Origin of the sequence: Mobilibacterium timonense (assembly GCF_900155555.1) — a bacterium.
In the GTDB taxonomy this organism is placed as follows: Bacteria; Bacillota; Clostridia; order Peptostreptococcales; family Anaerovoracaceae; genus Allobaileyella; species Allobaileyella timonense.
Window position 1 is genome coordinate 509,753 of sequence record NZ_FUHN01000008.1, and the last position, 22,450, is coordinate 532,202.

The 22,450-nt window shown below is 50.4% G+C and carries 18 protein-coding genes and 2 tRNA genes; 13 read left to right on the forward strand and 7 right to left on the reverse strand.

Going from position 1 to position 22,450, the window contains the following annotated elements:
- Positions 1-194 precede the first annotated feature (194 nt).
- From BQ7382_RS08335 to BQ7382_RS08345, 3 genes are all read left to right on the forward strand, one after another.
- Positions 195-270 (forward strand) — tRNA-Arg (locus BQ7382_RS08335).
- Between the two features lie 914 nt (positions 271-1,184).
- Complete coding sequence (locus tag BQ7382_RS08340) at positions 1,185-1,700, forward strand: hypothetical protein (RefSeq protein WP_077391651.1); 516 nt, start codon at positions 1,185-1,187, stop codon at positions 1,698-1,700.
- Positions 1,700-2,038 (forward strand): hypothetical protein, encoded by a 339-nt coding sequence (locus BQ7382_RS08345; protein ID WP_159437277.1) that lies wholly within the window; start codon positions 1,700-1,702, stop codon positions 2,036-2,038. The genes BQ7382_RS08340 and BQ7382_RS08345 overlap by 1 nt, the downstream gene beginning before the upstream one ends.
- A gap of 108 nt (positions 2,039-2,146) precedes the next feature.
- Here the strand turns inward: BQ7382_RS08345 and BQ7382_RS08350 are convergent, their stop codons facing one another.
- Positions 2,147-2,617, reverse strand: a complete 471-nt coding sequence (locus tag BQ7382_RS08350; RefSeq protein ID WP_077391653.1) for a tRNA (cytidine(34)-2'-O)-methyltransferase — start codon at positions 2,615-2,617, stop codon at positions 2,147-2,149.
- A gap of 123 nt (positions 2,618-2,740) precedes the next feature.
- Here BQ7382_RS08350 and BQ7382_RS08355 point away from each other — a divergent pair, with 123 nt between their 5' ends.
- On the forward strand, positions 2,741-3,529 hold the full coding sequence (locus tag BQ7382_RS08355) for a CPBP family intramembrane glutamic endopeptidase (RefSeq protein WP_077391654.1): 789 nt from the start codon (positions 2,741-2,743) through the stop codon (positions 3,527-3,529).
- Between the two features lie 162 nt (positions 3,530-3,691).
- Here the strand turns inward: BQ7382_RS08355 and BQ7382_RS08360 are convergent, their stop codons facing one another.
- Entirely contained in the window at positions 3,692-4,573 is an 882-nt protein-coding gene (locus BQ7382_RS08360; RefSeq protein WP_077391655.1) for an SDR family NAD(P)-dependent oxidoreductase, read from the reverse strand.
- Between the two features lie 150 nt (positions 4,574-4,723).
- The gene (locus BQ7382_RS08365) at positions 4,724-7,534 is read right to left on the reverse strand and encodes an oxidoreductase (RefSeq protein ID WP_077391656.1); all 2,811 of its coding nucleotides are present in this window, start codon (positions 7,532-7,534) and stop codon (positions 4,724-4,726) included.
- A gap of 242 nt (positions 7,535-7,776) precedes the next feature.
- Here BQ7382_RS08365 and BQ7382_RS08370 point away from each other — a divergent pair, with 242 nt between their 5' ends.
- The 9 genes from BQ7382_RS08370 (at position 7,777) to BQ7382_RS08410 (ending at position 18,343) form a co-directional block, all read left to right on the forward strand.
- Positions 7,777-9,282, forward strand: a complete 1,506-nt coding sequence (locus tag BQ7382_RS08370) for a PucR family transcriptional regulator (RefSeq protein WP_144082121.1) — start codon at positions 7,777-7,779, stop codon at positions 9,280-9,282.
- A gap of 213 nt (positions 9,283-9,495) precedes the next feature.
- Entirely contained in the window at positions 9,496-10,869 is a 1,374-nt protein-coding gene (locus tag BQ7382_RS08375) for an acetyl-CoA hydrolase/transferase family protein (RefSeq protein WP_077391658.1), read from the forward strand.
- 217 nt (positions 10,870-11,086) lie between these two features.
- The gene (locus tag BQ7382_RS08380; RefSeq protein ID WP_077391659.1) at positions 11,087-12,364 is read left to right on the forward strand and encodes an adenylosuccinate synthase; all 1,278 of its coding nucleotides are present in this window, start codon (positions 11,087-11,089) and stop codon (positions 12,362-12,364) included.
- Between the two features lie 236 nt (positions 12,365-12,600).
- Positions 12,601-13,758 (forward strand): alanine racemase, encoded by a 1,158-nt coding sequence (alr, locus tag BQ7382_RS08385; protein WP_077391660.1) that lies wholly within the window; start codon positions 12,601-12,603, stop codon positions 13,756-13,758.
- A 794-nt stretch (positions 13,759-14,552) separates the two neighbouring features.
- Positions 14,553-15,932, forward strand: coding sequence for a sodium-dependent transporter (locus BQ7382_RS08390; protein ID WP_077391866.1), 1,380 nt, complete (start codon positions 14,553-14,555; stop codon positions 15,930-15,932).
- Positions 15,933-16,184: 252 nt separating this feature from the next.
- Positions 16,185-16,742, forward strand: coding sequence for a phosphatase PAP2 family protein (locus BQ7382_RS08395; protein ID WP_077391661.1), 558 nt, complete (start codon positions 16,185-16,187; stop codon positions 16,740-16,742).
- A gap of 9 nt (positions 16,743-16,751) precedes the next feature.
- A complete protein-coding gene (locus BQ7382_RS08400; RefSeq protein ID WP_077391662.1) occupies positions 16,752-17,438 on the forward strand; it encodes a uracil-DNA glycosylase in 687 nt (228 codons plus the stop codon).
- Between the two features lie 116 nt (positions 17,439-17,554).
- A complete protein-coding gene (locus tag BQ7382_RS08405) occupies positions 17,555-18,079 on the forward strand; it encodes a hypothetical protein (RefSeq protein WP_077391663.1) in 525 nt (174 codons plus the stop codon).
- 188 nt (positions 18,080-18,267) lie between these two features.
- Positions 18,268-18,343, forward strand: a tRNA-Ala gene (locus BQ7382_RS08410).
- A 145-nt stretch (positions 18,344-18,488) separates the two neighbouring features.
- On the opposite strand, the gene BQ7382_RS08415 is transcribed toward BQ7382_RS08410, so the two are convergent.
- From BQ7382_RS08415 to BQ7382_RS08430, 4 genes are all read right to left on the reverse strand, one after another.
- Positions 18,489-19,583, reverse strand: a complete 1,095-nt coding sequence (locus BQ7382_RS08415; RefSeq protein ID WP_077389500.1) for a tyrosine-type recombinase/integrase — start codon at positions 19,581-19,583, stop codon at positions 18,489-18,491.
- 134 nt (positions 19,584-19,717) lie between these two features.
- Positions 19,718-20,887, reverse strand: coding sequence for a DUF4041 domain-containing protein (locus BQ7382_RS08420; protein ID WP_235847895.1), 1,170 nt, complete (start codon positions 20,885-20,887; stop codon positions 19,718-19,720).
- Between the two features lie 72 nt (positions 20,888-20,959).
- A complete protein-coding gene (locus tag BQ7382_RS08425) occupies positions 20,960-22,030 on the reverse strand; it encodes an IS30 family transposase (RefSeq protein ID WP_077389887.1) in 1,071 nt (356 codons plus the stop codon).
- A 68-nt stretch (positions 22,031-22,098) separates the two neighbouring features.
- Positions 22,099-22,374 carry a hypothetical protein gene (locus BQ7382_RS08430; protein ID WP_077391664.1) on the reverse strand — a complete coding sequence of 92 codons (276 nt, stop codon included), beginning with the start codon at positions 22,372-22,374 and terminating at the stop codon, positions 22,099-22,101.
- Between the last annotated feature and the right edge of the window lie 76 nt (positions 22,375-22,450).

Sequence of the window (22,450 nt, forward strand, 5' to 3'; positions counted from 1 at the left end):
GAGGACAATGGATTACAACGGATGAGGAACGCTGCATTTTGAGCGTGGGAGACGATTGTACTTGAAATTAATTTCCACGATGCAGGCTGTGAACTGCTCTTTCTTCTTTTTTCCTTGTAATAATTCCCGATTCGTGTTAACATAATTAACGCGTTCGAGTACATCGAATGGGAAAACTGAACAAGTAATCATATGTCTCAGTAGCTCAGGGGACAGAGCACCGCTCTCCTAAAGCGGGTGTCGGAGGTTCGAATCCTCTCTGGGACACCATGAAAAATCAAAGAACCGCCGCGTTTGGGTAAATGTGGCGGTTCTTTTTTTATATCTTTACTTAATGTGTCTGTGCCCGGGCGTCGTGAGCAGTAGAGAAAGCAGATTTGGACATCAGTACTGCTCGGCCCGGCGTCGTGAGCAGTAGAAAAAGCGGATTTGGACATCAGTACTGCTCGTAACGGGTGTCGTGAGCAGTAGAAAAAGCAGATTCGGCCAGCAGTACTGCTCGGCTCGGGCGTCGGGAGCAGTAGAGAAAGCGGATTTGGACATCAGTACTGCTCGTAACGAGTGACGGGAGCAGTAGAAAAAGCAGATTCGGTCATCAGAACTGCTTGGCCCGGGCGTCGGGAGCAGTATAAAAATCAGATTCGGCCGGCAGTACTGCTCGTGACAGGCACCTGGAGCAGTATAAAAATCAGATTCGGCCGGCAGTACTGCTCGTGACAGGCACCTGGAGCAGTATAAAAAGCAGATTCGGCCAGCAGTACTGCTCGGCAAGGAATCCGGAACTGTTTCAAGTAGTGTCAGTATTGTCATATATATAATTTGAGCAGTATAAATTCTGATTATAAGAAAAATACTGCTTCAGCCGTTCAGCCGTTCAGCGCTTCAGCCGTTCAGCGGTTCAGCCGTTCATCAGTTTAGTCATACTGATAGTTATGTAGATAGTGCCGAACAAGATAGCTGCCGTACACCTCACTTGTTTTGCAACTCCCTTTCTTCATCTGTTTGATAGCTCCCGTCCATCGGCAAATAGTGACAAATGTGGTGACATCCCCCCTCTATTTACAAAAAAATACATACTTCTTACATCAGAATACCTTTTTGCTTATGTCTGGTTGAAACATGGAAATACACAGTGGAGAATGCTTTTACATCGCTTACTGGAGTAAATAGGAAGGGTACTTGGTATGAATCGATTTACTAATATTAACATCAGAAATGGTAACCCGGACAGAATGAACAGGAATAAGAATACTGATATCCACACATGGTTCCGTGTACTAAGCGATCTTATTTCAAAAACCGAACTGTTTTTGAAAACAGCTCCTGAAGGTTCTATTTGGAGTTCGAAAAGAAATAATGGAACATTTCAGTATTACTATGTACAGCCTGGAACGAGGATGAGGGTATTTATCCGGCAAAATGATATGTCAATTGCAAGGGAGCTGGCTCAGAAGAAGTATGTTTTAATGCTTAACAAAATAGCGATTCATGGTATGAACCGCCTGAAAATGACGGAGGTTTTTACAGAGTTGGATCTGTATGGCATATATGATGAAGCATATTATCAGCTGTCAGAAGGATTAAGAATTCTTGTAAAACCGTGGAAGGAGCCAAGAGATGTTTTTCTTGAAACCAGACCTATGAGCCTCTGGAACATATGGGCAGAGAAAGAACGCAGGTATCAGATCGTGGTGAGATGATGGGTTCCAAGTCGGAGGTGTTAATTGGCAATACCCTTAACAGGCGAAACATCGAATACCATTATGAAAAACCTTTGTTACTTAAGAAAAACAAAATGTTCCGTCCGGATTTCACACTGATGAATATCTACAGCAGGCGGGAGTTGTTTTGGGAGCATCTGGGAATTGTGGATAATGAGCATTACGCATCTAACGCAATGAAAAAGCTCATGATTTATGAACAAAATGATATTTTTATTAATGATCGGTTGATTCTTACCTATGAGACAGCAAATGATCCTCTGAACCTGAGGACCATCAACGATATCATTGACCAGATCGAGTATATGCTAAAATAACCTTTACGATTTTGCAGAATGACTCCAAACCTGCAAATGTGGACCTCATGTGGACCCCATTGGATGGATATCCACCAGAGATCCTCCTGAAAAACCATTATGCAAGCGTTATTTCAGCCCCGGAAATCCCAGCTGTCTCAGCGCCTCAAACAGCACGATGTTGGCGGAGTTGGAGAGGTTGAATGACCGCAGCCGCGTCTCCTTGCTCATGGGTATGCGGATGGCCCACTCTTTTCGGGATCCGATGAAGTCCCGCGGAAGGCCGGCGGTCTCTTTTCCAAAAAGAAGCATGTCTTCGTCGCGGAACTCGGCCTGCGTGTAGAGCTTTTCGCCCTTCGTGGTGGAGAGCCACATCCTGCGGTCCCCGTATTTTTCAAGGAAATCATCCAGGCTCTCGTGTATCTCCAGCTTTACGTACGGCCAGTAATCCAGGCCGGCACGGCGGAGGCTCTTCTCGTCGAGACTGAAGCCAAGGGGCTTCACCAGGTGAAGCACGCTGCCGGTGGCGGCTGCGGTGCGGGCGATGTTTCCGGTGTTCGGCGGGATCTCAGGTTCGACGAGTACGATGTGCAGGGACATTTACAACCTCCGTTTTTATGGAAAAATGCAGAACCAGATGACAAAACCAGTCTATAATAATTCTTTGACTGACGGCTAATGATTATAACACTAAAATCGTGCTGTGGATGTGGAGGCCATCGAATGAAAAAAGCTTTGATCACTTTTATGAAGATCGCGGTATTCTTTATGGGATGGGCCGTTTGTACGGCGATAGACATTCCAGCTGAGGATCCGGCTGTCTGGAGGTTCTTTGCCGAACTTGTTCCACTGGCATCGATGATCCTGTTCACGACCGTGTTTATCCTCATAGAAAAAAAGAATGTCAGGATCCCGATCGCAGCGAATGCCAGAGAAGGAACGCTGGTCGGGACGATTGCTGGAATTATCTGGATAAGTGTATCGGCTGGGATCCTTATCGCAACTCACCAGCTGGTGATAACAGGAAAGAACCATATCCAGATACTGTGGCTCTGGATGCTTTCTGCTTTTATCAATGTGATCATGCAGGAACTCCTCGTCCGTGGATATATTTATCAATTGCTCAAGACAAAATATGATCTGCCTGTGGCGATCGTTGTTTCCACAGCGCTGTTCAGTTTGATGCACGGAGGTGCATTTGAGGCAGGCCTGCTGCCGGTCGTGAATGTGATTACGATGTGCCTTTTCACCACAGCTTTATATGAAGCGGAAGGTACCCTGCTTGCTCCAATCATGGCTCATGCAATATGGAACATCGTGGGAGGTATCGTTCTCGGCGGAGTAAGCCTGGCAGATGATTATCCAAGTCTCTACAGCATGACTCCGTCTGATAACGTGATCCTGTCCGGCGGCACATGTAAGATCGAGGGAAGCGTTGTGGTACTGGTCGTCAATATCGCCCTGATGCTGATCTTTTTGCGTTCCGCTCGGAAAAGACAAAATAAAGATTGACCATTAAGGCCGGCAGGGTAATAACATTTCAATTTAAAGTAGTATCAATATCCTCTTCTTTTATTGTTGTGTTGGATTCTACAGATTACGGTGCAACCAAAAACCGGGCCGCAGAAATCTGCGACCCGTAAGGAGGAATGCCTGTCACGGCAGACCATATATCTATTTTTCAGCAGCGCCTTTCAGCATTGCCATCAGCTCAGCCAGGTTTGGGCTCTTCCGCTGTAGTTTTTCGCCGGTCTGGATCTTCAGCAGGCCGTCATACTTCTCGTGAGGCAGTACGTAGAATTGATCTTCCTCAATAGCTTTGAACACCAAATCGCCGATGCCGTCAATTGGATATCCGGTCTCGATTACGTATTTTGCCTCAGCCTGGCCCTTTTTGAAGGCCTCGCTCTGATAATAAGGATCCCTTTCATCCTTGAATCTCTCAGGCCTGTACCACTCTGAGTGATCCAGGTTGGTCTGCACGTATCCAGGGCAGAAAACACCCATTGCGATGTCAGCGCCCTGAGCCTGCAGCTCATAGTTCAGGCTCTCAGACAGAGCAACGGCTGCGTGCTTTGTGGCGTAGTAAGGAACCATTCCCGTGAAATTGATGACGCCGGCCACTGAGCATGTGTTCATGATGTTGCAGTGAGTGCCCTGTTCCAGCATTACAGGAATTACCTGTCTCATGAAATAAACGTGAGCCATGAAGTTGGTCTGGACTATCCACTCCCAGTCTCTGAGAGGCAAGTCGTAGCCCTTGCCAGGAACGGCAACGCCGGCATTGTTCATGAGCAGGTCGATGTGACCGTATTTTTCGAGAGCGGTTTTTACGACCTTTTCGGTCTCCTCGTAAATGCCCACATCGGCAGTGACCAGAGTGATATCCTCTGCGCCCCACTCCTTAGCCAGGGGATCCAGTTTTGCCAGCTCGTCGCCCATAATATCAACGGCAACGATCTTCATTTTTCTCTTAGCCGCCTGCTTAACGAACTCCTTGCCAAAGCCGTAAGCCGCGCCGGTGATAATTGCTGTTTTTCCTTCAAAATCCTTCATTGTAAGAACCTCCGCAAGAATTCCTGTAAAAGTTGATCTATAAGTAAAAACCTTATTCGCTTTTCGAAGGGTTGCGGGCCTTCGGCAAAACAGAGACCCGCGACAGTCCTTTATTGCTATTCTGTTCCGCCATGCAGCGCGAACAGCAGACTACTTCTTTCCGCCCTTCATGAAGGCTGTCTGGTCGTACCATGCAGGGATGACCTTGACCATCAGCTCTTCAGGATCCACATCCTCCAGGTATTCCAGAGAAGTGATCAGCAGATTGTTTTCAGCGTATGCACCGCCGATAATGGTGTTCACCGGCAGGCAGCCCCATGGATCATCTGGGCTTGAGTGGAGCTCCAGCTTCTTGATGTATCCCGGAGTCCATGCATCGTAGGTGTAGTTGCACACGTTGCGGATCAGGCCGGTATTCTTGAATACGAACTTTCCTGTTTCGTCAGGGAGACGGTCGAAGTGGAAATAGTAACCGCTTCCGGATGTTACCTTGCCTGGCGCAGGAGCCTGGTAGAGCACGTGTGTCAGCGGGCTGTTATAGCTTCCCAGCTGCAGCTCAGCATCTACGATCTGATATCCTCTTCTTGAAACGCCTACAGTTACCTTGCCGTCATCGTTTTTGCGGATGAAGAACTCGGCATCCAGCTTCTTAGGGATTGCAGAGTTGTCACGGCCCAGCTGTGTGGCCATTTCAGCACCAGGTCCGCCCAGGAGGCTGATGGTGTACAGACCTACCTGACCCTTGTATGTGCAGTAAACTCCCAGAATGGTCTCATAGTAGTTATCTGCAAATGTAGGATCCTTGATGTGGCAGACGCTGACTGTTACTACAGGGAGCATGAATGGCTCCAGTGGAGCAGGCAGCAGTTTTTCAATGGCTTCAGGATAGGAGAGGTATGCCATGTATACACCTTCCTGTCCCCTCATGTTGGAAACCTTGGCGAAGTTGCCCAGCTCGTCTTTAGTGATCACGAAGCTCGGTTCAGGAGTTCTGAAAAGGTTTGCACCGATTTCATATCCTGTTCTTGTGGCAGGGGCGATGGTGCCGTCCTTGATGGCAGAGCCAACCAGGCAAACAGGGATGCCCTTCTCTTCCAGCCCGGCCTTCAGGCTCTGGTCAGGCTTGTATCCCAGAGAAAGAACTACAGCATCGGCTGTCACTTTCTTTTCTTCCTTTGTATCAACGTTTTCAATTACGACGCCGTCAGCTTCGATGGACTTCAGGGCGTTGCCCAGCTCCCAGGCCACATCCATCTTCTGGAGCCTGGACATAACATCCAGAACGTTGTTCTTGTATGCGTTTGTACCTGCTTCCTTCAGCATGTCAATGAAGGTGACTTTGCAGCCCTTGTCGCCCAGGAATTCACCTGCCTCAAGACCCGTAAGACCGGCGCCGACCATGGCAACTGATTTTCCGGAAAGATCTTTCTTTCCTGTGAGAACTTCCTCTATGGTGTAAACGTTGCTTCCCTCAACGCCAGGAATGGAATTAGGGAAAATAGCTGCTGATCCAGTAGCCAGGATCACAGCGTCCGGCTCGAGAGCTGCGATGTCCTCAACTGTAGCCTCTTTGCCCAGCTGAACATCAACGCCCAGACGATCAAAGCTGTCTCTGAAGTAATCTGCGATCCATTCCATCCTCTCTTTCAGCGGAGGCTTTTTTGCCAGGTTAACAGTGCCGCCCAGAGATTCCTGACGGTCTATCAGAGTAACTTTTACGCCTCTCTTTGCCAGTGTTTCGGCTGCTGTCATTCCGCCAGGGCCGCCGCCGATAACGACTACATTATGGTCTCCAGTGTCCGGCTCCAGGTCGCCGTAGCGATACTCTTTGCATGTTCTAGGGTTGAAGGCACACTCCAGAGGGAGTCCTTGTGCGTTGAGGCTCATGAGAGTCTCGAAGCATCTGAGGCAGTTTATGCATTTCTTAAGTTCGCTTTCTCTGCCCTCCTGGACCTTTCTGCCCCATTCAGGATCGGCCAGCCAGGATCTGCCCATTCCCACGAAGTCCACAACGCCCTCATCCAGGAAGGACTCAGCAACCGCAGGCTCGCGGATGGATGAAACGGCGATAACAGGAACAGATACGTTGTCTTTTACTGCTTTTACAAAAGGCTTTCTCCAGCCCTGAGGGAATGAAACCGGTTCGATTGCCATGAGGCCTGTTTCGTAGAGGGCGCAGCTCACGTCGATGAAGTCAACGCCGGCGGCCTCCAGAGTTTTGCAGATCTTGATGCCGTCCTGGATGTGGATGTAATCTTCGGTAACGCCGATGGTGTCCAGGAACTCATCTACAGATACACGGCATCCCAGAGGAAAATCAGAGCCGCATTTCCTGCGGATGTCTTCGATGATCTCCAGGACGATGCGCATGCGGTTCTCGAAGCTGCCGCCGTACTCGTCAGTCCTCTTGTTTGTGTAAGGTGAAAGGAACTGCTGGAGCAGATAGCCGTGAGCGCAGTGAAGCTCGATGCCGTCGATGCCGGCCTTCTTGCATCTCAGGGCTGCGTCTCCGAACTGGCCTACCAGCTCGTGGATCTCGTCCAGGGTCATTGGCCTGGTTTCCTGCTTGGAAACGTTGCACATCCTGTCAGATGCTGATACGCAAGGCTGGCCGCCGATAAGGGCGGAAACCCCTTCTCTGCCCGGGTGGTGGAGCTGGATGAAAATCTTCGATCCGTATTTGTGAACGGTGGTGGCCAGTTTTGCCAGGCCAGGGATGTGCCGGTCGCTGGTAGCAGACAGCTGGCGGAACATTCCTGCTCCGGTAACGTCGTTTACCCTGCAGATCTCAGGCATGATGAGACCGCATCCGCCCTTTGCTCTTTCTTCGAAATATGCCAGCATGGCAGGTCCTACAGTTCCGTCCAGCTCGGCCAGGTTGGTTCCCATAGGGGTCATTACCAGCCTGTTCTTGACCTCTACATTTCCGATTTTTCCTTTTTCAAATAGCTTGTCGTACATTAAATTCCTCCTTTCAGGGGATCGCAGCATTGACTGCCCGGTAATCTGAGCACGGGACCGGGTCCGGGGAAAGCACTCAGATCCTTGGATGGCATTATCTTATTAGAGGCGCTTGTATTTTCATAGGTGCACGATGCATGATAAATTGTTGACAATTTGGTTATGGTGTACTACTGTCATGGCAGGAAAATAATAAACAGATCCCGCAAAAGTGATGTTGGAGGAGGGAGGAAACGGTATCCGTGAAATTTTGCAGAATCGTTGAAATATTAGGAAAAAAGTACAGAATATCCATTGCTGAAGATAACTCGGAAAAAGACGTGGACAGGGTCCGCCTGTGGGATGGAAAGACATCTTCAGACGAAGGAGCGACTTTGTATTTTAGTTACGGTAAACATACGGATGATCTACCCTCTCTGTGTGTTATCGTGGGAGGGGAAAAGGAAATAACTTTGTATAATGAGGAGGCTTCAGAGCTGAGAGGCAAGAGCCTGGCGGTGGTGTCCGAAGAGGATTTTGTCCCTGCTTTCAACTATGCACAGGACTTTCTCGCCAGCCACCATAGCAGCAGCTTTTACGCATATCTCTCCGATGTGGCCGGCAGAGTGAGCAATTACGATACTCTGGTAGACATTGCATCTCAGTCGTTTGGAGCTTCACTCGTTTTTATCGACAGGGATTTCAGGATATTGAGCTATTCCACTCAGGTACCTGTGACAGACAGGATCTGGGCGCAAAACATCGAGAAAGGCTATTGCGACTACGAATTCATCCAGGCGGTCCGCAAGCTGAAGGCCGTCAGGGAATCCTTTTCAGATGCGACCCCGATGGAAGTGACGTGCACTTCTTCTCCTTTCAGAAAGCTGGCAAGCCGCGTGTATTGCCGGGGGGCCTGGATCGGTTTCCTGATACTTATCGAAGGCGATACAAGTTACCGTCAGAGCCATGTTGATATGCTCCATTCTCTCAGTGATATCCTTGCCCAGTTTATTATGGATCATTCCCCGGAGCTCCTGTGCCAGACGGATGAGTATCACCGTTTCCTCTACAATCTGATAATAGGTGCACCGCTTGAATCTCAGCCTGAGGCCTATAGAGATCTTGATTTCAAGAAGCCTCTGCAACTGATGTACATCAGAACTGAAGATAGTGAGAAAAAAATCAACAGAAGTCTCAAAATAGAAAAATACCTGAACAAAAGAGATCAATGCCAGATTTTCTCCAACAGGGAAAGCACTATAGTAATTGATGAAGCGGAGGCGCTTGCAGATCCCGAATATCTGTTGGAGGGCATCCCTGAAGACGTAAACATCTGTGCGGGGATAAGCCTGCCTTTTGACAGGGTGGCCAATTTGAAGGCGGCTTTAAAGGATGCGAGAGACGCACTGGCTATCGGCGTTGAGATGGAACCGGGTAAATGCATTTATACGTTTGCGGAATATGGGATGTATGTGATGCTGAAAAATCTGTCATCCATGGAGGATATAAGGCGGTACTATCACCCTGCGTTTTTAGTTTTGCAGGACTACGACAAAAGTCATGAAGGAAATCTTCTGCCTACTCTCCGTATGTTCCTTTCTACAGGTCAGAGCATCAAGGAAACTGCAGAAAAACTGTTTATGCACAGGAATTCGGTGATATATCGTCTGGAGAAGATACATGAAATGACATCGGCAGATCTCCATGACCCGGAGATATGCTTCCGGCTGAGACTTTCGTTTGCCATATATGAACTGATGAGTCGATGATCCCGGTATTCTCCCGCAACGCATTTCGTTGTGATTCCGGCATATCCCGGCTGCACCTGCTTACGAACACCATTTTCCTTGCAATAGGCACATAAATAATATAGAATTCTTTGTAATATATCCCAAAATAGTACGGTAGAGAAGGAAGAATTTTATTTCGGGCCGCACGGCCTTTTGTCATGCGGGCAGAAGCGGCTTTAAGGGGTGACATGGATGTTCAACATCAAGGAAATACAGAAGGAATATAAAGACAAGCTCATAGATGCGGACTTTGCGGCCGGGCTGGTGAAGAGCAACATGCGGATCCACTTCGGAGTGGGAACGGACTCTTCCGTTTACATGGACAAGGCTCTCGGGGAGAGGCTGAAGAACGACCGCCTCCTCCGCGGCCTGGAGATCCAGTCAGAGACGGCGATCAGGAGCGACGACTTCGAGACCTTCAAGGCGGTGCAGGACAACGTGGAAGTCGCCCGTTTTTACTCGTCCCACTTTTCCGCGAGAGACAGAAGGATGATGGACAGGGGCAACTCCTGGCACGTTCCGATCATCTTCAGCGAGGAGTCGCTTTACTGGGGCCTGGAGGACAACTATTTTGACATCTGTTGCATACAGGTGGCCCCGATGGACAAGTACGGGAACTTCAACTTCGGGCCGATCAATGCAGACCTTCACGGAATAATCCAGAACTCCAAGACCGTGATAGTGGAGATCAACGAGAACATGCCGATCGCCCTTGGGTACGAGTCCCACATCAACATCGCGGACGTGAACTACATAATCGAGGGGGACAGCCCTGAGATCTGCACCATACCGAACAAGCCGGCCACATTCGAGGACAAGCGCATCGCCGAGTTCATAGTGGAAAAGATCCGTAATGACAGCACGCTCCAGCTGGGGATCGGGGCTCTACCGAACTGCGTGGGGAACATGCTCGCGGAGTCCGACCTGAGGGATTTCAGCGCCCACACCGAGATGCTGGTGGACGCCTATATGAACCTCTACTACGCGGGAAAGCTCACCTCCCTCAAGAGCCGGGACAAAGGCCTCATCGTCTATACTTTTGCAGGAGGAAGCAAAGAGCTCTACGATTTTGTGGACGACAACCCGATATGCTGCAGCGCCCCGGTGAGCTACGTCAACGACATATCCGTGATCTCGGACATCGACAATTTCATCTCGGTGAACGGGTGCATCGGCGTGGACCTCTACGGGCAGGTGTGCTCCGAGAGCACCGGCTTCCGCCACGTCAGCGGCACCGGCGGGCAGCTCGACTTCGCCCTGGGGGCGTTCAGGAGCAAGAACGGCAAGAGCTTCATCTGCACACACTCCACCAGGACCATGAAGGACGGGACCAGGGAATCCCTGATCCACAACATCCTTCCGGCCGGGTCGATAGTCACGACGCCGAGGTCCGCGGTCCACTATCTGGTGACGGAGTACGGCGCGGTGAACCTCAAGGGAAAATCAACCTGGCAGAGGGCAGAGGAGATCATCAACATCGCCCACCCGGATTTTCGCGAGGACCTCATCCAGGAGGCGGAAAAGATGGGCATCTGGCGGAACACCAGCCGCCGGGAGTATATCTAGGCGATGGTTTTCTGAAAAAATACTCAAAAAATCGCAAACACCGGTAACGAAGCCGGCGCACTGTAGTATAATCTATGGGTCCTGTGTGTTCTCTCCGAACAGAGGGCACACGGATTTTTTCTGAAAAAATATAACTCAGCGGGCTTTACAGAAGGTCGAAAAGACGGGGTCATAAAGCTTTGAGGGAGCGAAGCTCTCAAGAAGAAAGGTGGAAATTATGATTACAGCTGTAGTAGGAGCTAATTGGGGAGACGAGGGAAAAGGAAAGATCACTGATGTGCTTGCCCAGGACGCGGACTACGTAGTCAGGTTCCAGGGTGGCAGCAACGCCGGTCATACTATCAAGAATGACTACGGCAAGTTTGCACTTCATCTGATGCCGTCCGGGATCTTCAACAAGGACGCGGTAAATATCCTGGGAAGCGGAGTCGCTGTCAACGTGGACAAGCTCATGGAGGAGCTCCACGGACTGGAGGCCGCCGGTGTGGATCACGGAAAGCTCCTGGTGTCCGACAGGGCTCACCTGGTGATGTCCTATCATGTGCTCCTGGACACATATGAGGAAGAGAGGCTGGCAGGCAGGTCCTTCGGATCCACCAAGGCCGGCATGGCGCCTTGCTATTCGGACAAGTACGCAAAGATCGGCTTCCAGGTCGGAGAGATCTTCGCCGACAGGGACTACCTGATGCCGAGGATCCAGAACGTGTGCACCATCAAGAACGCTCTTCTGGAGAACCTCTACCACAAGCCGCTCCTGGATCCTGAAGAGATCTACAATGAACTCATGGGATACAAAGAGGCCCTGGCACCATACGTGGCACACACCACGGCGGAACTGAACAAGGGCCTGAAGGAAGGAAAGAGCATCGTCCTGGAGGGCCAGCTCGGCGCCCTGAAGGACGTTGAGCACGGCATCTATCCGATGGTGACCTCCTCCTCTACACTGGCGGGATACGGCGCCACCGGCGCAGGCCTTCCTCCTTACGAGATCAAGAGAGTCATCGCCGTTTCGAAGGCCTACTCCTCAGCCGTGGGAGCCGGCGCTTTCGTAACAGAGCTTTTCGGAGACGAGGCCGAGGAACTGAGAAAAAGAGGTGGAGACGGCGGAGAGTACGGAGCCACCACCGGACGCCCGAGGAGAGTCGGCTGGTACGACGCTGTCGCATCCAGGTACGGCTGCATGATGCAGGGTGCCACAGAGGTCGCATTCACAGTGGTGGACGTCCTGGGCTACCTGGACGAGCTGAAGATCTGCACTGGATACGAGATCGACGGCAAGGTGACCACAGATTTTCCTAACACGCCGCTGCTCGAGAAGGCGAAGCCTGTCTACGAGACAATGCCGGGCTGGAAGTGCGACATCAGCGGTATCTCTAAGTACGAGGACCTGCCGGAGGCCTGCAGGAACTACATCGAGCGCATCGAGGAGCTCATCGGAGTGAAGATCTCCATGGTGTCCAACGGACCTAGCAGAAGCGAGCTGATCTACAGGTAATAAACATTCGCGGAGAGGCCGCAGGAACGATGTCCCGGACGATTCGCAGACCTGCTTCGGCGCTTTGCGCCGACCGCAGACATGGGCACTGTCGAGAGATCTTTTCCGTGAAAAAATAATTTCAAAGAAAAAACACGACGAGGGGGGTGAAGCGGAGCCGCGGATGCTTGCGGCGCTGCGGAGCTGCCCCGTCGTTGATATTAGAGACGTTGACGCAGAACCAGAGGAAGAGGACTATGGGAGTTGAAGACATACGTCAGACCTGGGTGGAGATCGATCTGGACGCCCTGGCCTGCAACATTGAGAATATCAAGGAAAAGGTGGGCCCGGATCACGACATTATCGGTGTGGTCAAGGCCGACGCCTACGGCCACGGAGCCGTGCAGGTGGCGAAGGTGCTGAAAAAGCATGGAGTACAGAATTTTGCCGTCGCCACCGTGAAGGAGGCTCTCGAGCTCAGGAACGCCGGCATCAACGACCGCATCCTGATCCTCGGCATCACGCCGAAGTCATGCTACGACATCATCGTCAGCGAAGGCTTCGTTCCGGTGATCGGGAGCTACAACGAGGCGCTGGCACTTTCCCAGGCAGCCACTGCCATGGACAAGAGCGCCAGTTGCATGATCGCACTTGACACAGGCATGGGCCGCATCGGATACGTTATCAGAGAAGAGGAAGACATCGACGCAGCGGAGGACGAGATCGACGAGATCTTCAGCCTGGACAAGCTCATCGTGGGCGGGATAATTTCCCACTTTTCCAAGGCCGACGAGGAGGACAGCAGCTACACGGACAGGCAGCTGGACATCTTCAACAGGTTCTACGAAAAGCTCAGCGCCGACGGCTACTCCCTTCCCTTTATGACCATCGCCAACAGCGCGGCTATCATGGAGTATCCGAAGGCATATTTTGACGGGGTCCGCCCGGGCATCATCCTCTACGGCTGCTACCCTTCCCGCGAGGTGGACAGGAGCCTGCTGGACCTGAAGCCGGTCATGTCGGTGAAGGCTAATATCGTTTACGTAAAAAAGCTTCCTGAAGGCTCTGCCGTGAGCTATGGCGGCCGGTTCGTTGCCGACCGGGAGATGAGAGTTGCCACCGTCGGGATCGGCTACGCAGACGGGTACCCCCGCTGCATTTCCGGAAAAGCCGAGATGCTCGTCAACGGTCACCGCGTTCCTGTTCTGGGGAACATATGCATGGACCAGTGCATGATAGACGTCACAGACCTGCCAGAGGTCTGCAAGGGCACGCAGGTAACCATCATGGGGAGATCCGGGGACGAGATCATAACCGCCGACGACCTGGCGGAGATCGCCGGGACCATCAACTACGAGATCCTCTGCGACTTTGGCATGAGGCTGGACAAGAAGTACATACAGGCGGGCGAGTAGGCAAGGGCATGCACCCTGAGGCCTGGATGAGCGAACAGGCTGCCGACGATATAATGAAAAAGAGGCTTATAGGACAAAAACGTGCTATTGAACTGCTTTGATCATTGAAATCTCAATGATCAAAGCAGTTTTATCTTTATCTCACCGTAGGCCGATCAGAAAAACATGAGTTTCCTACGACGGGATAACGTTTGCATAACAGCCCTGATCACCACGGAGTACCACGGGGATCCGGAAAATCCATTTTTCGTCGTAAAAGCATGCAGAAATATCTTGTACGTTACCACGATTTTTTTGATATTTAAAATCTAGTGGTACCCCATAGTAGTTTTAATGAATCTCGGGGTAAAACTGGGAAACGCAACTCAGCACTGCTCGCCGCTGACTTAGACGGTATTTTCTTTCCCCACTTCCTATTCAAATGAAGAAAAAATTTTTTCCTTGGCCCTCGGGATGTACATATCGTCAATTGTTTAACGTGATGAACACAAAAAACGGCACTGTTTTGTGCTGAAGCACTATTATTCCGAGCAGACAGGCGATGTATCTGTTTGAATACACAAATTAGTGCGCAATTTTCTATACAATAGGAAATACAGGATTTGTACAAGCTAACAAAAACAGAAAATATTATTGTTGACATTACCAAATGGTTTTCGTATACTCTTGTTATCGCTTTTTCGAGACGGGCACATGTTCGGGACTGACGGATGCCCCTGTCCAGTATGGGTTTTGGAGGAAACAGAAAGAGCGGGAAACAGAAAGAACAGATCATAGTTTTGGAGGTTACTGTAATGAGTGATTCTGGCAAGTCTGCCAAGAGAAGTTCCTTTTCCGGCAGCATCGGTTACGTAATGGCCGCAGCGGGCTCTGCTGTAGGCCTGGGAAACATCTGGCGATTTCCCTATCTGGCGGCTAAGTACGGCGGAGGCGCGTTCCTCCTCGTCTACATTATTCTCGTAGTCACCTTCGGCTACACGTTGATGCTTTCCGAGACGGCCCTTGGACGCAAGGCCAGGAAAAGTGCAGTGGGCACTTTCAAGGCTTACGGTGGAGACAACGGTGCCTCCAGGCTCGGAGGATGGATCAACGCCATCGTTCCGATGATTATCGCACCTTACTATTGCGTTATCGGCGGCTGGGTATTCAAGTACCTGTACGCCTATATCGTGGGAGACGTTAAAGAAGCCGCCGGGGATTCCTACTTCGGCAACTTCATCACATCTACCAGCGGATCGATGTTCTGGTTCATCGTGTTTGCCGCGTTCACCATGGTGGTCATCTTCATGGGTGTTGAGAGCGGCATCGAGAAGGTATCCAAATTCATGATGCCGGTACTTGTAGTTCTGGCCTTCGTGATCGCTATATACTCCATGACGAGACCGGACGCAGCCGAGGGCGTGAAGTACTTCCTGATCCCTAACTTCCACCACTTCTCCTGGATGACAGTAGTGGCGGCTCTGGGCCAGATGTTCTACTCGCTGTCACTGGCGATGGGCATTCTCTACACATACGGCTCCTACATGAAGGACGACGTCAACATCGAGCACGCAGGCAACCAGGTGCAGATCTTCGACTCACTGGTAGCCATCCTGGCGGGACTCATGATCATCCCTGCAGTTTTCGCCTACTCCGGTGGCACTGCAAAGAACCTGAGCGCAGGTCCTTCCCTGATGTTCATCACGCTGCCGAAGGTGTTCGCAGACATGGGCGGATCCAGGATCGTTGGTGCGGCATTCTTCGTGCTGGTGCTTTTCGCAGCCCTCACCAGCTCCATTTCGCTGGCCGAGACATGCACATCCACATTCCAGGACGAGCTGAAGATCAGCAGAAACAAGGCTGCATGGCTCACAGTAGTCGTGATATTCGTTCTGGGAAGCCTGAGCTCTCTGGGCTACAGCGCACTGAGCAACGTGACTATCATCGGGATGCAGATGCTCGACTTCTTCGACTTCGCATCCAACTCCGTGCTCATGCCGATCGCGGCATTTGCAACATGCCTGCTTGTAGTGAGAAAGGTCGGACTGGACAAGTTCTCCGACATCGTGAAGGAGACATCTCCATTCAGAAGAGAGAAGATGTACAGAGTATTTGTAAAGTACATCGCCCCGGTATTCCTCATGGTTATCCTCCTGTCCTCGATCCTGTCAGCATTCGGCATCTTCTCACTGTAGAAGCGCGGGATATCTGAAAATACTGTGAACCAATGTGAAAATACCCCCGGGCCATTTGCCCGCCGGGGACAATACGGGTATAATCAACCGGAAAAGCAAAAGAGCGGGAATCGGCCCGCTCTTTTCTGGTTGTGCGCGGAAAGTGCGCAGACCGCAGAGATGAACGACCTCGCAGGCCTCCGGGCACCGGGAAAAAGCTTTTTCCGGAAGAGCGCAGGATGGCGGCAGGAGAGAAAAGGAGTGATCTGAGGAATGCTGGAAACTATCAACTACTGGGACGGTGAGCTGCTCATCAGATTTCAGGAGCTGGCCATCCGCCCGGAACTGACGCCAGTGATGAAATTTCTTTCATATATTGGGAACCACGGGATGATCTGGATCGCGATCATCGCGGTGCTGCTGTGTTTCAAGAAGACCAGACACGCCGGGGTGCTGGCAGCCATAACGCTCCTCATATCCTTTTGTCTGAACAATCTGTTTCTGAAGGAGATCGTAGACCGGACGCGCCCCTACGAGGCGCTGGATCAGGTGCGGCTCCTCATCGGAAAACAGCCGGATCCGTCGTTCCCGTCGGGTCACACGGCGAGTTCTTTTGCAGTAGCCACAAGCCTGGCGCTCTCCCTTCAGAGGCGCTGGGTGGGAGTCCTGCTGATACTGCTGGCCGCCGGGATAGCCGTGTCCAGGATGTATGTCGGCGTGCACTACCCTCTTGACGTGTTGTGCGGCATGGTGGATGCTATACTCATCGCCTACATCGTAAACTACATCGACCGTGAGCATCAGGAAGAGCTCAGGCCGTCGAAGCACTAGGAGCAGAAAATGGTACACATAGGAAATCAATGGGACGAGCTGCTGGCGCCGGAGTTCGGCAAGGAATACTATCAGAACCTGAGGCGCTTTCTGTATTATGAATACAAGGAGCACCAGGTGTATCCGGATATGTATGATATTTTCAACGCGCTGAAATATACCGATTATGAGGACGTGAAGGTGGTGATCCTCGGCCAGGATCCGTACCACGAGCCGGGACAGGCGCACGGGCTGGCGTTTTCGGTGAAGCCGGGGGTGCAGCAGCCGCCGTCGCTGGAAAATATTTTCAAGGAGCTGGAGTCGGATCTGGGTATCCCGAGGCCTCCGAAGGATCAGGGATGTCTCGTGCCCTGGGCGGAGTCCGGCGTGCTCCTGCTGAATACCGCTCTCACCGTCCGGGCCCACCAGGCCAACTCCCACCAGGGCAAGGGCTGGGAGCAGCTGACCGACAGGATCATCGAGCTGCTGGACCAGCGGGAAAAGCCGATGGTGTTCATCCTGTGGGGCGGTAACGCCCGGCGCAAGAAGGAGCTCATCAGGAGCGGACGGCACCTCATCCTCGAGGGACCGCACCCTTCCCCGCTCTCCGCGTACAGAGGCTTTTTCGGGGGAAAATACTTTTCCAGGGCAAACGACTTCCTCGAAGCCACCGGCCAGGAGCCCGTGGACTGGCGCCTTGAAAAAGCCCGTTCATGAGAAAACCACAATCCTGTCATTAACTGAAACTTGTTAAATGTTACAATACTCCCGCGGCAACACTGGAATTTTCATATCTCGTGCCGCGTGATATCAATCAGAGGAGATGTAGATCTATGAAGAAGAAACTCAAACGTTCAAAGCTTTCGGTCACATTCTATGTGATCGCCTGCATTCTGCTGGTATATGCTGTGTACTCGATGTTCAGCACGGTTTCTTACCTGAACACCTATTTCACGACATACGGAACATCCATCGGCGCTAACCTTGGAGACGCTATACCTTACATCATCAGCAACTCCATCGTGTACCTGGTGTACGCTGTGCTGGTGTTCATGGGCGCTGTGATCTTTGACGCAGTGAGAGCCCTGGATCCTGCCAACTGCCTGACGGAGGCCGAGATCGCCGCAAAGGAAAGGGAAAAGCAGCAGAAGGCTGCAGCGAAGGCTGCCGAGGCCAAGAAGAAGGAAGAGGAGAAGGCGAAGGCCGCTGTTGAGGCCGCTTCCAAGAAGGCTCAGGAAAAGGCCGAGAAGGGCGAGGCGCCAGTCGAGGAGGCAGATGCCGAGGCTGAGGATAAGACTGAGGACGCTGAGAAGGCCGACGACGCCGATGAGAAGAAGGACGAGGCTGACGCAGAGTAGTCCCGCCGTGGCGTAACGGTCCGGTCGGACGATCTTCGAGATTTAAATAATAATGGAAACCTGGATGAGCCGCGATAGATCCTTGAGCGAGCCAGCCCGACTGCCCGGCTGCCCGTCGGGCATGCCCGGAAAAAATAATTGTGGCAATGAATGACGAATTGTTGTATCATAGAAAAGGTTTCCAATACGGGGCGTTGGCGCAGCTGGGAGCGCGTTTGACTGGCAGTCAAGAGGTCAGGGGTTCGAACCCCCTACGCTCCACCAGATGAAATGAGAAAAGCCGCTGAGATCAACAGAGATGTTGAGATCGGCGGCTTTTTTAGTGCCTTTGCTAGTCTCATTGACCGTCATAAACGGTCAAAAATATGCCACATTTTAGACCACTATGCCACACTTTATGCCACACTTTTTACTCTCCCATGAATGCCAGAAAGCGATTCAGTGCCTCGGCCTTGTCAGACTGATAGACGTGATTGTAAACATCTATGGTGGTTTTTACGTCGGTGTGGCCCAGGCGGTCCTGCACTTCCGGGATGGATACCCCGGCCGAAAACAAAAGGCTGCAGTGGGTATGTCTCAGTCCGTGTGGCGAGATGTATCGAAGATCTGTGCCATCCACAGCCCGATGCATCATCCTGATCACCATCGATGGAGTTGTGAAGCTGCCTTTGGAATTTGGGAAGACGTACTCAGATTTGCACTTTAAGCTGTGGATCAGCTGCAGAGTCTTATCGTCCAGCATGATTACCCTGTTGGATTTGTCCGTCTTGGGAGTGTCGGATATGTATGCTCCTTGCTCTCCGTGAGTGACGGTCTTCGTGATCCTGATCGTGCGCTTGCGGAAGTCGATGTCCTCCCATTTAAGGGCGATAGCCTCTCCACGTCTCAGGCCAGAATAAGCCAGGAGGCGGAAAAAGACGTACCACTGGAGAGGAAGACGCTCTTCGCACAGATGCAGGAATTGCTCAAGCTCTTCCTTAGTGTAGAAGTTCATTCCCGCTTTTGCAGATCGGCCTGACTTAGACTTCTTCGGCCGGTCTATCATCAGAGCAGGGTTCTTGTCGATGACGCCTTGCTTGAAGGCAAAGTCAAGCACCTTGGAAAAGTAATTGAAGCGTCTTCCTGCGGCTGCTGGGTCTTTCTTCACCTGAGCCGTGGTCCACTGCTGGCATTGGAGAGGTGTGATGTCCTGGACACGCATTGAGCTGAAGGCGGGAAGGATGTGATCACGGAAGATCTGTTCAGTATGCCTCAGAGTGCTCTCCTTGACGGAGAGGCGGTAGGACTCCAGCCACAGCTCGTAGATCTCGCAATAAGTGATGTTCTTTGCCTTCGCCGGTTCCGCCTTCGCGATGATCTCCGCAGCGGCGAGCTGAGCTTCCCTCTTTGAGTCGAAGCCGGAGCGCTGGACCCTGACAGGTTCACCAGTGACAGGATCCAGGCAGATGTATGCCCGAAACCTGTATTTGGTCTCACCACGGACCTTGTAGCTTTCAATTTTCATGCTTGCCTCCTTGAAAGGACGGCAATGCAATGATAAACTGACAAAGCAGTGGATACAATCATTGCATTACCTTGAGCCACATCTGTTGCAGCAGGTGTGACTCTTTTTTACTTATGAAGTTGTTTCATGAATGTTTAGCTAGTGGCAAATGCCTTTTTCTTGAGCATCATCGTTTCACGATATTGCTCTGCGTCAGGAATGGCCTTGAACTCAACTGTCTTATCAAAGTTCTTCTTGACTACATCTTTGATTTCATCGAGTGTCACATTGAAAAATTCTCTGCGAGTATTGATCATGTTCAATTTCCTGTCATCGAAAGCTCTGTGAAGAGCAGCTTCCAATGCAGGAGCATCATCAGAGAAAATCATTGCATGGACGTCGAAATTGAATGGGACGGAAGCGTCACCCAGTTCATTTATACGATCAAGTGGCTCGAGCCTTCTGGTCATGCCGATCTTATAGACGTTTTCGCCAAAACTTCCTATGTTAGAAATGACATAAACATATCCGGCTCTCTTGTTTGCCTCACGGTAATCAATATCGCGTAGATTTGCCTCAATCTTTTCTACGTGTGCTTCAAGCTCTTCTTTCTTTTTCAGCAAATCAGGGTTTTTTGGATCCTGATCGAGCTGGAGAAGAAGAGTGCGAAGGGCGTTTTCATAATGCTTCTGTTCTTTTTTCGCGGCAGCTCTAGCCTCTTCGATTTCCTTTTGCAGCTTGGCTTCTTCACGAAGTCTTGCTCGTTCTTCCTTAAGAGCTTCCTTTTCCTCTTGTTTCTTTAAAGCGTATTCGTATGCAAGATTCAATTCATCAAGTTTCAATTCTAAATATTCAGGAACCAGACGGATTTCCATACGGGAATTCATCTTATTTAACTGATCGAAAGATTTCTCAATCTTCTTGCGTGTGTTTTCAACGGTGTTGAACTTGACGTTGTTGATCAGTACGTCGCATTCGTTATTGAAGGATCTGAGAATCTGTTTTACATTGTCGTTAACGAGGGCCTTGCCTTTAGAAAGGCTGTTATTCAAAGTGAAGTTCTCAGGGAAAATAACGGCGCGTTTTTCCTTCACCATCTGCTTTTGCTTTTGCCTTACAACAGACAATCTATCTTTGTATTGTTCTGAATTTGCAAATTTGTATACTGGCTGGTAAAGTCCGAATTCCTGAAGAGATAGCTCATCGTTAAGATCAACCAACTCATCTTTGAGCGCTTTGATCTGCTTCTGTTTGTCGGTTACTTCCTTTGACAATTGCGCTAATTTTACTCGTTTAGCTTGAATGGATCCTTCCAGTTCGCTCATGATCTTTTCTTTTTCCGCATCCCTATTGTTTATCATATAAATTGCAATTCCAACTTGAACACTAGCGTAAAATTAAGCACTTTGAACTTTGACAACTGAATACACTTGATCGAGAAATTCGTCGAAGAGCTCTTCTGGTGTAAAGTATCCAAGACGTTTTCGCGGCAAAGCGTTCATCTCATCGGCAAAACTCAGTATTTGATCTGCAGAATATTTGTCGATGGACACTCCTTTCGGAATGTATCTGCGAAAGAGACGGTTGTGTCGCTCGTTCTGACCTCTTTCCCAGGATGAGTACGGATGAGCAAAGTAGACGCCTACACCCCAATACTTTAGTTCAGAGAGCCTTTCAAATTCAGGTCCGTTATCTGCGGTGATGGTCTTGAAGATCTCTGAAAAATGTGTGTCACCATATTCTTCTCTAAGGGTCTCCATTGCAGCCATTACCGAGTCAGAGTCTTTGCCGGGAATCTTTATAGCCAGATAGAAATCAGTGACTTTTTCAACCAGAGTGAGAACCACTGATTCCTTGCCAGCTCGTTTGCCCACTACTGTGTCTATTTCCCAATGACCGCACACGATGCGCATGGATGCTTCCTCTGGACGATCATCTATGCTCTTGCCGAGGACCTTCTTGTTCTTGCGAGTATGGGCCTTCTTCGACTTGCGGGAGAGAACTTCAGGCAAGTCGAATGGTGAGAGAGGCAGATTACCGGCCCACAGCTCACGGTATAGCGTCTTTGTGCAGACGATATACTCGCTTGGAAACAGCTTCTTACGTCTGGCGTACCCTACACAGCAATCCAATGACCAGTGCTTTTCTCGCACCTGCTTGACCATCCAATCGATAAAAGGATTTTCTTCTTCTAGTTTGTGCGGCTTGTGACAGCGGGTCCGGTTAGTTTCATAATTTGCCTGCCCCCTTTTAGCTGAATACTCAGGGAACCTCCCACGATTGCCTTTGCGCTTTCCTGTACCGCGGCGCAACTCATTGAGTACAGTGGATGCAGAACAGTTTACAACTTCGGCAGTTTTGCGTAGAGACATCCCCAACTTCTTGCAGGTCTTGATGCTGCATCTGTCTTCGAATCCGAGATGCTGTCCTCTTTCTCTTTCAGGTGTGGTAGAATTGTCACGATCCATGGTGATCTCCTTTGGTGATTTTGTGTGGTGACTTAATTCTACCAAAGATAGGTCCTGTGGATCTTCTTTTATTTAGTTTTAGTGTTCAACTTCATATTACAATTAACCCTATTGTTTATCAGTGAATTTAACTCGTTCTGAAGATCTTGAAGCTTTCCCTCCATCTGAGCAACTTCACCTTTCTTCGCAGCAACAGCTGCATCATATTCAGGTGGGAGATTGACTTCCGCTTTACGCTGTTTTACGAGCAGAATAATGCCAATGATTGGTGGTATAAAGAAAAACCAGAATGCGAAGAGCAGAGCAATGAACCAAGTATTGTAATACCATTTCTTATAAGTCATATTCGTACCTCATGATTGTCTTTCTCAAGCAATAGAAGAAATATCTCCTGTTGGGTTAGCAGCTGTCAAGTATGTT